General features: G+C 64.3%; 10 protein-coding genes and 1 pseudogene. 7 read left to right on the top strand and 4 right to left on the bottom strand.

What is annotated here, in order from left to right:
* Both gltB and ACE1EY_RS12615 read left to right on the top strand, forming a co-directional pair.
* Positions 1-655: pseudogene (gene gltB / locus ACE1EY_RS12620) on the top strand (glutamate synthase large subunit); the annotation flags it as partial.
* Between the two features lie 59 nt (positions 656-714).
* The gene (locus ACE1EY_RS12615; protein WP_370300312.1) at positions 715-2,136 is read left to right on the top strand and encodes an FAD-dependent oxidoreductase; all 1,422 of its coding nucleotides are present in this window, start codon (positions 715-717) and stop codon (positions 2,134-2,136) included.
* 37 nt (positions 2,137-2,173) lie between these two features.
* Here the strand turns inward: ACE1EY_RS12615 and ACE1EY_RS12610 are convergent, their stop codons facing one another.
* From ACE1EY_RS12610 to ACE1EY_RS12600, 3 genes are read right to left on the bottom strand one after another with little or no spacing between them, the layout of a single operon-like run.
* A complete protein-coding gene (locus tag ACE1EY_RS12610) occupies positions 2,174-3,625 on the bottom strand; it encodes a hypothetical protein (RefSeq protein ID WP_291515201.1) in 1,452 nt (483 codons plus the stop codon).
* On the bottom strand, positions 3,622-3,993 hold the full coding sequence (locus ACE1EY_RS12605; protein WP_291515200.1) for a hypothetical protein: 372 nt from the start codon (positions 3,991-3,993) through the stop codon (positions 3,622-3,624). The genes ACE1EY_RS12610 and ACE1EY_RS12605 overlap by 4 nt, the downstream gene beginning before the upstream one ends.
* A complete protein-coding gene (locus tag ACE1EY_RS12600) occupies positions 3,983-6,061 on the bottom strand; it encodes a hypothetical protein (RefSeq protein WP_370300311.1) in 2,079 nt (692 codons plus the stop codon). Before ACE1EY_RS12600 ends, ACE1EY_RS12605 begins: the two co-directional genes overlap by 11 nt.
* Before the next feature lie 330 nt (positions 6,062-6,391).
* Between ACE1EY_RS12600 and pyrF the strand changes: the two genes are divergently transcribed.
* The 5 genes from pyrF to ACE1EY_RS12575 all read left to right on the top strand — a co-directional run bounded on the left by pyrF (position 6,392) and on the right by ACE1EY_RS12575 (position 14,070).
* Positions 6,392-7,114: an orotidine-5'-phosphate decarboxylase gene (pyrF, locus tag ACE1EY_RS12595; protein ID WP_291515198.1), complete on the top strand. Its 723-nt coding sequence runs from the start codon at positions 6,392-6,394 to the stop codon at positions 7,112-7,114.
* 38 nt (positions 7,115-7,152) lie between these two features.
* Positions 7,153-8,202: a uroporphyrinogen decarboxylase gene (gene hemE, locus ACE1EY_RS12590; RefSeq protein ID WP_291515197.1), complete on the top strand. Its 1,050-nt coding sequence runs from the start codon at positions 7,153-7,155 to the stop codon at positions 8,200-8,202.
* 19 nt (positions 8,203-8,221) lie between these two features.
* Positions 8,222-9,112 carry an acetyltransferase gene (locus ACE1EY_RS12585; protein ID WP_373928089.1) on the top strand — a complete coding sequence of 297 codons (891 nt, stop codon included), beginning with the start codon at positions 8,222-8,224 and terminating at the stop codon, positions 9,110-9,112.
* Between the two features lie 72 nt (positions 9,113-9,184).
* Positions 9,185-12,340, top strand: coding sequence for an isoleucine--tRNA ligase (gene ileS, locus ACE1EY_RS12580; RefSeq protein ID WP_370300309.1), 3,156 nt, complete (start codon positions 9,185-9,187; stop codon positions 12,338-12,340).
* A gap of 134 nt (positions 12,341-12,474) precedes the next feature.
* The gene (locus ACE1EY_RS12575) at positions 12,475-14,070 is read left to right on the top strand and encodes a CocE/NonD family hydrolase (protein WP_370300308.1); all 1,596 of its coding nucleotides are present in this window, start codon (positions 12,475-12,477) and stop codon (positions 14,068-14,070) included.
* 16 nt (positions 14,071-14,086) lie between these two features.
* On the opposite strand, the gene ACE1EY_RS12570 is transcribed toward ACE1EY_RS12575, so the two are convergent.
* Positions 14,087-14,965: an FAD:protein FMN transferase gene (locus ACE1EY_RS12570; protein ID WP_370300307.1), complete on the bottom strand. Its 879-nt coding sequence runs from the start codon at positions 14,963-14,965 to the stop codon at positions 14,087-14,089.
* Positions 14,966-15,085: the final 120 nt, after the last annotated feature.

Below are 15,085 nucleotides of genomic sequence, written 5' to 3'. Positions count from 1 at the left end.
TGCGCCGATCACCATCGAGCTGAATGGAACCGCCGGACAGAGCTTTGGCGTGTGGAACGCTGGCGGCCTGCATCTGGACCTGGTCGGCGATGCCAACGACTACGTCGGCAAGGGCATGGCCGGTGGTCGCATCACCATTCGCCCGCCGGAGAAAAGTGCGTTCAAGACTCAGGACACGACCATCATCGGCAACACCTGTCTCTACGGGGCCACCGGCGGCTCGTTATACGCGGCCGGCCGCGCGGGTGAACGCTTTGCGGTGCGCAATTCAGGCGCACTGGCCGTGGTCGAGGGTTGTGGCGATCACGGCTGCGAATACATGACAGGCGGCGTGGTCTGCGTGCTCGGCTCCACCGGCGTCAACTTCGGCGCCGGCATGACCGGCGGCTTCGCCTATGTGCTGGATCGCGACCGGCATTTTGTCGACCGGTACAATCACGAGTTGATCGACATCCATCGGCTGGTGGCCGAGCACATGGAAGGCCACCGCCACTATGTGCGCGACCTGATTGCCGACTATGTGCAGGTCACCGGCAGTCAGTGGGGCGCCGAGATTCTTGATGACTGGCGCGACTGGGTGGGCCGTTTCTGGCTGATCAAGCCCAAGGCCATCGATATCGGCGATCTGCTCGACGCCATCCGCCAGGCTGCCTGAGGACTAGGCAGACCATGCCCGCCACCAAGCGGGCCGATCAACCCTGCAAGGGTCAGTAAATGGGTAAGAACACCACGCAATTTCTGGATGTGCCGCGTCATGATCCGGCCAAGACCTCCGTCGAAGTCCGGATACAGGACTTTCGCGAAATCTATGGCGAGTTTGATCCGGAATCCGCCGTGCAGCAGGCCGGGCGCTGCCTGTCCTGCGGCAACCCCTACTGCGAGTGGAAATGCCCGGTCCACAACTACATCCCGAACTGGCTCAAGCTGGTCGAGGAAGGCAACCTGTTCGAGGCCGCCGAGTTGTCGCACAAGACCAACTCGCTGCCCGAGGTCTGCGGCCGTGTGTGCCCGCAGGACCGCCTCTGCGAGGGTGCCTGCACACTCAATGACGGATTCGGTGCCGTCACCATCGGTAGCATCGAGAAATATATCTCCGATGAAGCCTTCAAGCAGGGCTGGCGTCCGGACCTGTCGCAGGTCGTGGCCACCGGCAAGCGGGTCGCGATTGTTGGCGCCGGGCCGGCCGGGCTGGGCTGCGCCGATGTGCTCGCCCGCAACGGCGTGCAGGCCGTGGTCTTCGACAAGTACCAGGAGATCGGCGGCCTGCTGACCTTCGGCATTCCGCCCTTCAAGCTGGAAAAATCGGTCGTGCGCACCCGCCGCGAGATTCTCGAAGGCATGGGCGTCGAGTTCCGGCTGGGCGTGGAGATCGGAACAGACACGCCGTTTCAGGCGCTGCTCGATGAATACGATGCCGTATTCCTCGGCATGGGGACCTACACCTACATGAAAGGCGGCTTCCCCGGCGAGAACCTGGAAGGCGTCTACGATGCGCTGCCTTACCTGATCTCGAACATCAACCGCGAGCTGTTGCTGGAGAATCACCCGAGCGACTTCATCAACATGGCCGGCCAGAAGGTCGTCGTGCTCGGCGGTGGTGACACGGCGATGGACTGCAATCGCACGGCCGTACGGCAGGGTGCCGAACGCGTGCTCTGCGCCTACCGCCGCGACGAGGAGAACATGCCGGGCTCACGTCGCGAGGTGGCCAACGCCAAGGAAGAAGGCGTGCAGTTCCTCTTCAACCGCCAGCCCATCGAAATCGTGGGAGACGGCCGCGTCGAGGGCGTCAAGGTCGTGCAAACCCAGCTGGGCGCACCGGACAACCGTGGCCGTCGCAGGCCGGAGCCGGTCCCCGGCACGGAAGAGGTCGTCGACGCCGATTGCGTCATCATCGCCTTTGGCTTCCGGCCAAACCCAGCCACCTGGTTTGGCGACCACACGATCGGCATCCACGATGATGGCCGGGTACAGGTCAATGCGCAGGCCGACGGCAAGCATGCCCACGCCTTCCAGACCGGCAATCCGAAGGTGTTTGCGGGGGGTGACATGGTCCGGGGCTCCGACCTCGTCGTCACCGCCGTGTTCGAAGGCCGGGAGGCCGCCGAGGCGATCTGCGACTATCTGGAGGTCTGATTCAGGCCGCGCGGCCGGGACTGAAACGAGCGGGCGTTTAGCCGTTGAGCGGCTGCGCCAGAATCCAAAGCCCCACACCGGTGAACAGGACCATCAGCGCCAGCACGGGAATCTGGCTGAGCAGCACGGTGCGCGTATCGCGAAACTGGCGCAGCGCTTCAGCGTGGGCGATGTAAACGCTCACAACGTGCCCGAGCAGGATCAGCAACACCTGGCTGTACCACACCACCCCCATATCGGGCAGGATCGGCACGCGGCCGGTGATGGCGGTCCCGAACAGGTTCCAGCCCCAGCCAAACGGATCGGACACCAGCGCCCGGATCTTCACGCCCTGATCCAGCAACAGCGTGTAGTAGTGCGTCACGTGGTACACGACCGCGATGGGCAGCAGGCTGTACCCGAAATCCATTGCCAGATCGCGAACACTCGCCCGGGTGCGGCAAAGGCATTTGCCAAGCCAGAGAAACAGCGCCACCGCGCCAAGGTACAGAAATGGTGAGGCCACAAGACACAGCATTTCGTAGCGAATAAACCAGATGCGCACATCGCCGTAATACTGCAGGGGGTGGCGACCAAACCATTGCGTCAACAGGCCGCTCGGGTCCATCCAGAACGCGTTAAACCACGGCTTTGTCTCGCTCAGGCCGTCAAATGCGGTCGAAGACAACATGAACAGCAGGAACACAAGCAGGCTGCGGTGCTCGATGCGGGCCCCCAGCAAGCCCACGAACGGCCAGCGAAGCCAAACCCGCCTCGCCCCGTTGGCGTCCCGGTCAATCAGCACCGGCGCCATCATCGACACCAGCCGAAACATCACCGCGAAAAACTCGCCGTGGCGAAACCATGCCCGAGCGCCTACCAGGAACACGCCGAGCAGGTTGATCGCGGTGTACAGCAGCAGTGCGACCGACAGCGAGAACGGCCGGACATCCCCAAACAGTTCCAGCGCGATGAAGCCCATGTACAAGACCAGCGCCGGCCAGTACGCCAGACCTGCGGGGTAGCGAAAACGCCCGGTCGAGAAGGCCGGCCACAGGCGGTCGCAAAGGCGACTCAGCGTGCGCCAAGGGTTCAGCACACCGTACCAGCCGCCGATCACAGCACTGAGGTAGGTGCCGCCCAGCACGAACAGAATCCAGAAGAACGTCATGTTGAAGTTGCGGTACGGATCGCGCGAACCGACCAGACCGGTCAGCACGGAAAACGCGAACAACAGCAACACCACCGCCCGCAGAGTGCTGATGGCGTATCCACGTCGCAGCCAACGCAAGGGCGGACTTCCGCTCAGCTCCCGGTAGCGCGGAGCGCGATCAAAATGCGACCGACCCACGAATAAACCGAACACGACGAAAGACAGCACCAGCGCGGCCATCGCACCGTAGATATAGAGCCAGTACGGCATCGGCAGCTGGTAGGGCTGCCCGAACGAATGGCCGGAAACCGGCGTGGAGAACAGGACCGCAGCAAGCAGCCCGGCACGTCGCATCACGACCGTGGGTAGACCTCCAGCGTCCCGACCTCCAGCGTGCTGCCGTGAAGCTCAAGCTGGTGCTGGCCGGCGCGATCGGCAGTGAATTCGAGCGTCTGGGGCGCTCCCGCCGGCAGCGGCAGATGATGCTCGTAACCGTGCACGTGCATCGCGTCGTCCACGGCGCTGGTGACCTCGAAGCGAACCCGATCGCCCTGCTCGACGCGAAACCGCTTGGCGACCCAGTGCTTGCCGTCGCCGAGCGCGAGCTCAAAGACCTGCATCTGCGGTGCGGAGTTCGCGGACGGCACCGCCGGCCGCATGGTCCACCACAGTCCTGCCAACAGCGCCATCGCCACCAGGGCGATGAGCAGCTGGCTAACTTTCATCGGACGCGGTCTCGCGATTGTAGGTGCGCTCCCACATCTGCAAATAGCCTTCGGCCGAGTTGTAGAGCGCATCCAGCGCCTCGCGACCACCCTCCAGACGCACTTCCTCGACAAAGTCGGCGACCAGGCCGTAGTGCGCCATGCCGACTTCGTCGATGTGCCAGAACTTGCCGCTTTCCGGAATCGTCAGCAGGCCCACGGACACTGGATCAAAGCCCGCGAACTGAGGTCCCCAGTCGGCGCCCTGGAACAGGGTGAAGGGATATTGAACCGGCTCCGAATCTCCGCCACGCGGCCCCGGATGCCCACCGAATCCATTGGCATCCGCACCGAAACCCAGCCCCAGTATCCGGTCATCCGGAACACCAGCCTTCTCACGCCAGAACTTCAACTTTTCCAGGAACTCGACGTGTTTGACGCCGTTGCCCTTGTACGGATAGATGATGCCGCCGCTCGCAAGCATCCGTTGCGCCTGGTCGCTGGTCAGCCCGCCATGGGCATCATGGGAGGAGGCCATCGGGTATGGCGGATTCTGGGATTCCGCAATGTCCAGCATGATGTCCTTGCTGTGATAGGCAGCGTGGTCGATGTCGATCACCATGCGCTTGTCCATCAACGCCTGCAGGGCGTACGCCCCCAGTTCCGTCACGGTCCGCTTGTTACAACTCTTGCCATCGGGGTAGACCGGCAGCGAGCCCCCCGTCAGCCCGAGTATGGCGGCGGTGAGCGGATCATCTCCCAGGCCGGGCAGCGAGGTGGCGATCTCCAGGCCCGGGGTGCGGACCGAAGGCTCGTCCTCAGGATAGTCGCGGCAGGCTTCGACCTCCCAGAACGCGCCGGTGTCCAGCAGCCCGAGCAGGTTCATGATGTCGCTGAAAATTCCGGTGCCGCCGAGAGCACTGTTGATGTCGTGATACGGGTAGACGTGTCGCACACCCAGTTCCCACAGGCGATCAATCTCGGCATCGATCTGGGCCTGGTCACACTCGGGAACCTCCGCCAGCCCAACCGCGAGATTGACGCCGCAGTTGAAGACCTGCGCCACTTCCACACCCAGCACCACGGCGAGCTTGCCATCGTTGATGACCTCCCGGGCCTGCTGCGGGCTGGTCACGATGCGGAACCAGCCCTTGCCCGGGCCGCCATGTTGCGCATCGACGTAGTCCTGAACCTCGTACAGATACTGCACCTGCTTGACCGCGATACTCATGTCATCGCAGTCCGCCAGCGGGGCGAGGGAATACAGCTTTCCGACGTTGCAAAGCGCCTGAATGTTGGTGCCGTGATTGACCATCAGCCGCAGTCCGGCCAGCCAGGCGCGCTCCACCCACTTGTAGTACATCACCTGGTGGGTCAGGTAATCGCGCTGCGGCCAGTCGATGAACGTGGGCCAACCCTCGGTCTCATGCGTCCCCACCGTGCCGGAGATGATCTGGTTCGCATCCAGCACGCCCTGCGGACCGTGGAACTCTAGGCAGTCCTCCAGCGCATGCGGAACGCCGAAGCGGTGAATGACCTCCCCGTACAGCACACCGCCTGCAGACGGCCCCACGTCCCCCGCGTAGGAGAGCTCGCTGGACATTCCCATGTGCGTGTGAACATCGGCAAAGCCGACCGCCGGCTTGTTGATCCCGTTGCCCTTGAAGCTGTCGCCGGTCACCGCCACCGGCATCTCCGGATAAATGGCGCAGGTCACGGAGGTGGGCACGAACTCGAAGTGCGTGGTGTTCGTGTCGCCGGGGTCGGCCAGGGTCAATGCGCCGGCGTCGTTCACCGCCAGCGCCAGACTGGCGTCGTCGGAATACAGGGTAAAGGCGTCCGAATCAGGCACCGGATCAACCGTCCAGATCGCAGCATCGCTGGGAGCACTCTGGCCGGCAGCGGGTGACGCCGAAGTCAACAGCCGAGTGTCGGTTGCGTAGAGCAGATACTTGCCCAGCGTCGCCGCCCGCATGAAGAACGCCTCGGCGTTCTCGGGCGCAACCACCGAGGTGTCGTAGCCACCGGTGTCGTTGGCCACAACCAGACCATCCGTCGCCACCGATCGCAATGCATAACACTGGTTCACGATGGAAAAGCGGTCGATGGGCAGAGGTGACTGTCCGACGTCCGAGTCTGATGGAGGGGGGCTCGAACCGCAGGCCATGATGGTCAATGCCACACATGCGGCAACCGCTAAACGAATATTGGCCATGTCCCCGGTCCCGATTTGTTGTTTAAGTTTGTTCAGGCTCGAGTGTATGAGAGTGACCCAGGTGAACAAACCGTAAAAATGCCCCAACGGCGCGCTGCAGGAGATGAACGACGCATCCGCACCGTCACCGTTCGACGCGGGCTTCGACAATCCCCCGATCGGCTCCTAAGATAGCCGCCGTCCCCCTACCCCTCCCGACGAATCATGGCCGAAACCACTGCGCGCGAGCGATTGATCGTTGCCCTGGATGTTCCAGACCTCGCCCACGCGAAGGCATTGGTCGAGCGGCTGGGCGATACCGTTGGTCACTACAAGATCGGCCTTGAACTGGCGATGACGCCGGACTACTTCGTCTTGCTGGACTGGCTGGTCGGTCAGGGGCATCGTGTGTTCTGCGATCTGAAGCTGCATGACATCCCGGCCACCGTTGGCCGGGCGGTCGAACGGCTGGCCGCCTCCGGCGCCCAGTTGCTCACCGTTCACGCCGGTCAGACCGCGATGCTCGAGGCTGCCGCGCAAGCCAAAGGCGCCACACTGCAGGTGATCGCCGTCACGGCTCTGACCAGCCTCGACCAAGCAGACCTCACCGACCTGGGCATCACCACGCCGGTTGATGACCTGGTGTTGCGCCATGCCAGCCGCGCTCGACAAGCCGGCCTGGATGGTGTCGTGTGCTCCGGCCACGAAGTGGGCCGGGTCCGCGCGCTACTCGGTCCTGATGCACTCGCGGTCACGCCAGGGATTCGGCCAACGCTCGAAACCCATCACGCCGATCAGAAACGCGTGATGACGCCGCAGTCCGCAATCAAGGCGGGCGCCAGCCACATCGTGGTCGGACGGCCGATTCGCGACGCGGACAACCCGGCCGCCGCGGCTGAATCCATCCTGCGCGCCATCGAACAAGGCCTGGCTGACCAACCCGCCTGAGTGACGCGGCAGGCCCGAAGCTTTTAGACTCCGCCGCCATGGAATCCAGTCATCGCTTTATCCGCGCGCTGCGTCGCCAGCCCGTGGACAAGACCCCCGTGTGGATCATGCGTCAGGCAGGACGCTATCTGCCCGAGTATCGGGCCACGCGCGCCGAAGCCGGGGACTTTCTCACGCTTTGCAAAACCCCGGAGCTGGCCTGCGAAGTCACCATGCAGCCGCTGCGCCGCTTCGAACTGGATGCGGCCATCCTGTTTTCGGACATCCTGACCATCCCCGACGCGATGGGTCTGGGGCTGACGCTGGTCGAAAAGCAGGGCCCGCGCTTCGACCGACCCGTGCGCGATCTCAGCGGCATTCAGGCCCTGGGCGTGCCGGATCCCGAGGATGACCTGGGCTACGTCATGGACGCCGTGCGGCTCATTCGCAAGACGCTGGACAACCGGACTCCGCTGATCGGCTTCGCCGGCAGCCCATGGACCCTGGCCTGCTACATGGTCGAAGGTCAGGGTTCGCGCGATTTCGCCCGGATCAAGACGCTGGCCTACGACCGCCCGGATGCGATCGCGCATTTGCTGGACACCCTGGTCGAGTCGATCACCCTGTATCTGAATGCGCAGATCGCCGCCGGTGCGCAGGCGGTGCAGATCTTCGATACCTGGGGTGGATCGCTGTCCTACGACGCCTACCGCCGTTGGTCGCTGGAACCGATGCAGCGCATCATCGCGGGTCTGGACCGCGGCCCGGAAAACGTTCCGGTGATTCTATTCACCAAGGGCGGCGCGCCATGGCTGGAACACATCGTCGACGCCGGCGCCGATGCGCTGGGCCTGGACTGGTGCTGCGACCCGGCCGATGCCCGACGCCGGGTCGGCGACCGTGTCGCGCTGCAAGGCAATCTCGACCCGGGGATTCTGCGCGCCGATCACCACGTCATCGAACGCGAGGTGGCACGGACGCTTGATGCCTTCGGACCCGCGCCCGGCCACGTGTTCAACCTCGGTCACGGCATCACGCCGGACATCCGCCCAGACGCTGTCGCCACCCTGGTCGATGCAGTCCACCGACACCGGTTCGAAGCGGCCTGAGGTTAGCCTCACCACGCAGGTGAGGCGACAGTGCACCGCAGGTGTCACGCTGGTTCTTGGCGTGATCTGGCTGCTGGGCTGCTTTCTGCTGCTGCTTCCGATCGCCCTGATCAAACTGGCGCTACCGCATCAGGCAGTGCGCGGCTGGTGCGCCGGCCGCATGGACCGGATCGTTGGTCTGTTCTCCGCCGGCCTTCAGCGACTGCTGGCGCTGATGCGCGTCGGCGCCTACGAATTGCGCATACACGGCGACCTACGCACCGACCGAACCTACCTGCTGATATGCAATCATCAATCCTGGGTCGACATTCTTTATCTGCTCGTCCTGCATCATCGGCGCATCCCCTTCCCCCGCTTCTTTCTCAAGCGCGAGCTGATCTGGTTCCCGGTCATCGGCTTCGCGTGCTGGGCCATGGATTTTCCGTTCATGCGCCGTTATTCCTCGCAGGCGAAAGCGGCCAATCCCGCCCTGGCTCAACGCGATCTCGAAACCGCCCGTGCGGCCTGCGCGCGATACCGCGGCCGCGCGGTGACCATCATCAATTACGTCGAGGGCACCCGGTTCTCCCGCGCGCGCCATGCCGCCCAGCAAGCACGCTGGACACACCTGCTCAACCCACGCGCCGGCGGGGTGAGCTATGTGATTGATGCCATGGGCGACCAATTGGACGGCATCATCGACACCACCCTTGCCTACCCGACACCCGAGGGGCCGGGCTTCTGGCGGTTCCTGACCGGCACCGAGCAACCCGTGCTGGTCGAAATGGCATTGCGGCCGGTCCCAAGCTTCGACCACAGCACACCACGCGGCCGGCGTGAACAGGCCCGCAACTGGGTCAACGCGCTCTGGGACGAAAAGGATCTCCGCATCGAAGCCATGCGCGCGGAACTGGAACCACGCCTGCGCTAACGCAGGGGCCACGCCGCGGTTGGGTATACTCACGCGCCGCGAAATCCCGTCCACACGGCCAATCCAACCGACATGACTCGCTTTCTTGAAGTCCGACAACTCGATCACCAGGCCATGGAGGCCGAGCGACTGGACTGGTGGGAACGCGAACAGATTTTCCAGCAGTCGATTTCGCAGCGGGCGGACGCGCCCAGCTTCACCTTCTACGAAGGCCCGCCCACGGCCAATGGCCGGCCCGGCGTGCATCACGTGCTGGCGCGTACGATCAAGGACAGCTTCTGCCGCTACAAGGCGATGCGCGGCTACCGCGTGGACCGCAAGGCCGGCTGGGATACGCACGGCCTGCCGGTTGAAATCGAGGTCGAGAAAAAACTCGGCCTGAAATCCCGCGAAGACATCGAAGCCTTTGGTGTCGCCGAATACAACGCCGCCTGCAAGGCCAGCGTCGGCGAGTACACCGGACTTTGGAACACGCTAACCCAGCGCATGGCCTACTGGGTCGATCTGGATGATCCCTATGTGACTTACGACAACCACTACATCGAATCGGTGTGGTGGCTGCTCCGGCAGCTGTGGGATAAGGGCCTGATCTACAAGGGCCACAAGATTCACTGGTATTCGCCGGGCACCGGCACCGTGTTGTCCAGCCACGAGGTTAGCCTGGGCTACCAGGAAGTCGCCGACCCCGCCGTGACGGTCGCGTTTCCGCTGGCCGACGAGCCGGAGACCGCCTTTCTGGCGTGGACGACCACGCCCTGGACGCTGATCTCCAACCTGCTGCTGGCCGTAGGGCCGTCTATCCGCTACGTGAAGGCGAAGACCGAGTCCGGACAGTTCATCGTCGCCGAGGCGCTGGCCTCCAAGGTGCTCGGCGAGGACTTCGAGGTGCTGGAGACCCTGCGCGGCGACGAACTGGCCGGCATGCGCTACACCCCGCCCTTCGACCACTATGTCGATCATGCCGGCGCCCATGTCGTGGCCACCGCCGACTACGTGACCACGGAGGACGGCACGGGCATCGTCCACACCGCCCCGGCGTTTGGCGCGGACGACTTCGAAACCGCCAAGCGCGTGGGGGTGGAGATGGTCAACCCCGTGCGCCGCGACGGCCACTTCGAAGAAGCCATGCCGCTGGTCGGCGGTCTGTGGTTCAAGGACGCCGACAAGCCGATCTGCCGTGACCTGAAAGAGCGCGGCCTGCTGTTCAAGCGCGACCAGTACCTGCACAACTACCCGCATGACTGGCGCCGCGGCACGCCGCTGATGAGCTACCCAGTCGAAAGCTGGTTCGTGAAAACCACGGCCTTCAAGGAGCGACTGGTCGAACTCAACGCCACCATCGGCTGGCAGCCCGAACACGTCGGTCGTGGCCGCTTCGGCGAATGGCTGAAGAACAATGTCGATTGGGCCTTGTCGCGCCACCGCTTCTGGGGCACTCCGCTGCCAATCTGGGTCTCGGACCGCGATCCGGAACGGGTCGAAATGATCGGATCCATCGAGGAGCTGAGAGCCAAGGCCGGCGATGCCTGGCCGGGCGACGAGGCGCTGGACCTGCACCGCCCGTTCGTCGACGACATCACCTGGCCCGACGGCCAGGGCGGCACCATGCGGCGCGTGCCAGAGATCATCGACGTCTGGTTCGACTCCGGCGCGATGCCCTTCGCCCAGTGGCACTACCCCTTCGAAAACAAGGACAGCTTCGAGCGCAATTTCCCGGCCGACTTCATCGCCGAGGGCCTGGACCAGACGCGCGGCTGGTTCTACACGCTGCACGCGATCGCGACCCTGGTCATGGACTCGGTCGCGTATAAGAACGTGGTGGTCAACGGCCTGTTGCTGGATGCCAACGGCGAAAAGATGTCCAAGTCCAAGGGCAACACGGTCGATCCGTTCGAAGCGCTGGACACACACGGCGCCGATGCCGTGCGCTGGTACCTGATGGCGGCCTCACCGCCCTGGGACAGCACCAAGTATTCCGATGCCGGGATCGTCGAGACCCGGCGTAAGCTGTTCATGACGCTGACCAATGTCTACGGATTCTTCGCCAGCTACGCGAACATCGACGGCATCGACCCGACCGAAGCGCCGGTGCCGCTGGAGCAGCGCCGCGAGTTGGATCGCTGGATGCTGTCACGCCTGCATACGACCACAGGCGAGGTCATCGAGGCACTGGATGGCTACAACCCGACCCGCGCGGCCCGCGCCATCGAGGCGCTGGTCGACGCCCTGTCGAACTGGTATATCCGCCGCTCCCGGCCGGTGTTCTGGGCCGGCAAGAAGGACACCGGCGTGTCGGACGCCGACAAGCGCGCCGCCTACCAGACCACCTACACGGTGCTGCTCGGCATTGCCCGCCTGATGGCGCCAATCGCTCCGTTCTACGCCGACTGGCTGCATCAGGCCCTGCTGGGTGATGCCTCGGCGGCAAGCTCGGTCCATCTGGCGGACTTCCCTGTTGTGGACCAGAGCATGATTGCTCCAGAGCTGGAACACCGGATGGCCCTGGCACGAACAATCGTGTCGACCACACTGGCACTGCGCAACACCCACAAGCTCAACGTCCGCCAACCCCTGGCGAGGCTATCGGTGGTCATCGAACCCGGTGTCGACGAGACCGCCATCGAACTCGTGCGCGACCTGATTCTGGACGAGGTCAATGTCGAGGCTCTGGACTATGTCGACAGCGGCTCCGACCTGATTCATCGCGCGGTCAAACCAAACTTCCGCGTGCTCGGCAAGCGCGCCGGCAAGCGGATGAAAAGCCTCGCGGCGCAGATTGCCCGACTCGACGCCGAGCAGATCTCCGCGGTGGCCGATGGCCAAACCCTGGTCGTCGACCTCGATGGCGAGCCGTTCGAACTGGCCGGCGATGACCTGCTGGTCGAAACCCAGGGCGCCGAGGGCTGGGCTGCGCTGCGGGAGGGCGGCGTGACAGTTGCGCTCGACACGACCGTCACCCCGGCGCTGCGCTCCAAGGGCCTCGCACGCGAGGCGATCAACCGCATTCAGAACATGCGCAAGGCCGCCGATTTCGACGTAACCGACCGCATCGTCGTGCTCTGGCAGGGCGAGGGCGAACTGGCACAGGCGCTGACCACGCACGGCGACTGGGTCGCCCGCGAAACGCTGGCGATCGAGCTGCGTTCAGATGCGGACCCGGCCGGCGAGCACCGGGAGCAGTTCGAGCTGGATGCCGGCCTGCTAACGCTCGCCATTGGCCGAAGTTAGCGCCAGAAAGGCCCGCCGGGGCGGCCGTTCAATACCGTTGGCGTAGCCGGGCTACCCTCGCTTTCACAAAACAGTCACAATCCTTCGCTGTGTAACGGGCGTAAGACCCGACCATCACTTTGCGAGGAGACGTTATGACACGATGGGGAATGCTGGCGGTCGTCGGCTTGGCGACGGCAATGGGCGCGGGCTGCGGCAGCAGTTCTGGCGGCGGCACGAACGACGGTAGCGGTGGCGGCCCGGTTGGTGGCGGTGGGGAATCACGCGACGGCGAGGTGTACTCACCAGAACCGCTGGTCTCCAATGTGGACGGCGAGGCCATCGCGATCACTGTGCTCGAACCCACCACGGTCACCGAAGGCGCGACCTATCCGCTGATCCTGCACAGTCATGGCTACGGCGGCGCGCGACAAGCCACCGCTCCGGCCGAAGGCTCCCTGATGGACCGTCTGCGCGACGCCGGTTACGGCATCGTCAGCATCGACGAGCGCGGTCACAATGAGTCCGGAGGCACCATCCGCATTCTCGATCCGGCGCTGGAAGGCCAGGATCTGTTGCAGATACTGGACTGGGCCGAGACGACCTTGGGCTGGCTCGCCTATGACAACAACGGCCCCGACACCGGCCTTGGCAAGGGCAATCCGATCATCGGGGCCATCGGAAGCAGCTACGGCGGTGGTTACCAGCATCTGATCTGGGCCATCGACAGCAAACACCGCCTCGACGCCATCGCACCGGATATCACCTGGAACGATCTGCGCTACAGCCTGTTCTCCGGCGGTGTCTTCAAGACCTTCTGGGCCACGCTGCTGTCCGCCGGTGGCAACCTGCCGCCGAACACGCAAGACCCGCAGGTCAACCAGGGGCTGGTCGAGGGCTTGACCCTCAACATGCTCAGCGACACCAACCTCGAACTGCTCTACCACCACAGCCTGGCGTCGCATTGCGCCGGCGAAAACGCCTTCACGGCCGCCGGTGGGCTGACGCCGATCGATGCTTTCGTGACACAAAGCGCGCAGGACACCCTGTTCAACTTCAACGACGCCTATGCCAACTTCCAGTGCCTGTCGGCGCAAGGTGGCGATGTGCGGCTGTTCACCAAAGCCCAGGGCCATGGCATCGACAATGGCGATGGCGGTGACCACTGCGGCGAGATCGAGCGCGCCGACGCCACCTTCGCCTGGTTTGAGGAAAAGCTCTACGGTCGCAGCGGGGTGGCGGATTTCATCCCCGGCATCTGCCTCATGCTGGGCGGTTCCGGCAGCGACGCGGTGATCGTGGACGAGGTCGCGGTGGGTGGCACCGAGGTGACCATCGAATCGCAAAGCGTCACGACGGGTGAGCTTGGTGGCCTCTCACCAGTGGCCATTCCGGTGTACACCGCCCCGACTGGCGGTGACGTGTTGGCGGGCATTCCTGTGCTCAACATCACGGTCACCGACCCGTTGCTCGGCGACGCCGGCGTGGGCGATCCGATTTTCCTCGCGGCGATGGGCCGCGCTGGTGGCGAAGTCTTCCAGAACCAGTACCGCCCCATTCGTGGGTATGGCGAGTTCAGCATCGAAATGAACGGTGTGTTCGAGCGCCTGGCGGAAGGCGAAGAACTGATGCTGCTGTTCTCCGGCGGTTCGCTGGATCAGTATGCGGGGTCCACGGGGCTGGGTGGCCAGGTCAATGTGGAAGGCACGATCAGCCTGCCACTGATCGGCACCGACCAGCCCGCGCCCTAATCCACGCCAGCCGCGGCTAGCCGGCGTCACCACCGAATATCACCTGCCGCTGGGCGGTGACCGCGACAAAGGGCAGGCCTAGGCCCACAAGCCATGCCTGCCCGGCGTCGACGCCGCTGACCATCGCCACGGTGGTCGCGATGCCGGCAAGCAGGCAGCTGTCGGCACGAGCCGAGACGCCAGCAAAACCAGACTCCGGTGGCCAGCCCGTTCTCGGGTCGAGCACATGACCGTAGACGCCCTGATCGGTGCGAATCGCCCGCTCATAATTGCCGCTGCTGGCCAGCCCGCCGCTCGCCAGTTCGATGGTGGCCACGGCCTGATCGGGGGCAAACGGATCACGAATGCCCACCCGCCAAGGGCTGCCATCCGGGTTCGGGCCGATCACCGCGAGATCGCCACCCAGATCAACTAGGCCATGCACGCCACCGGCCACCCGCGCCGCGGAGGCGGCAGCATCGGCCGCGTATTCCTTCACGAATCCGCCGAAATCCAGTTCCGCGCCGACCGGCAGCTCCAGGACCGGGGGTTGCCACCGCACACGATGCCAGCCCACCTGTTCCAGACATCGGTCAACGGCCAGCAGATCCGGCACGGCGCCGCTGCGAAAATCCCACACCCGCCGCAACACGCCGGAGGTGATGTCGAAGCGTCCTTCGCTTTGCGCATGCGCTGCCGCGGCGAAATTCAGCAGCTCGGCCGTTTCGTCATCGACGACAACGCCGCCAGGCTTGCCGGCGCTACGATTGATTCGCGAGGTTTCACTATCAGGCAGATAACGCGAGTAGCGAGCCTCCAGACGCAGCACCACGGCTTGCGCCGCCGCCACCGCGGCCGACGAATCTGCCTGGATGCGGCACGGGCAGCCCATCGCCCGGAAGTCGACGGCCTCCACGCCGTGCCTAGGGAAACACTGATCTATTCCCGCCGCCAAGTTGCCGCCTGAAAACAGGCCAGGCAAGGCGCGAGGAGTGAAGTTTGGTCATTCCAAACAAGCGACGAGTAACGCCGCATG

It is taken from the genome of Abyssibacter sp., from assembly GCF_964229365.1.
Lineage (GTDB): Bacteria > Pseudomonadota > Gammaproteobacteria > Nevskiales > OUC007 > Abyssibacter.
This window is presented reverse-complemented; position numbering and strand designations above follow the sequence as displayed.

Bases quoted from the DNA above. Each gene is read 5' to 3' on its own strand.
- hemE (WP_291515197.1), top strand. From the start codon at position 7,153: ATGGAATCCAGTCATCGCTTTATCCGCGCGCTGCGTCGCCAGCCCGTG.
- ACE1EY_RS12605 (WP_291515200.1), bottom strand. From the start codon at position 3,993: ATGAAAGTTAGCCAGCTGCTCATCGCCCTGGTGGCGATGGCGCTGTTG.
- pyrF (WP_291515198.1), top strand. From the start codon at position 6,392: ATGGCCGAAACCACTGCGCGCGAGCGATTGATCGTTGCCCTGGATGTT.
- ACE1EY_RS12615 (WP_370300312.1), top strand. From the start codon at position 715: ATGGGTAAGAACACCACGCAATTTCTGGATGTGCCGCGTCATGATCCG.
- ileS (WP_370300309.1), top strand. From the start codon at position 9,185: ATGACTCGCTTTCTTGAAGTCCGACAACTCGATCACCAGGCCATGGAG.
- ACE1EY_RS12575 (WP_370300308.1), top strand. From the start codon at position 12,475: ATGACACGATGGGGAATGCTGGCGGTCGTCGGCTTGGCGACGGCAATG.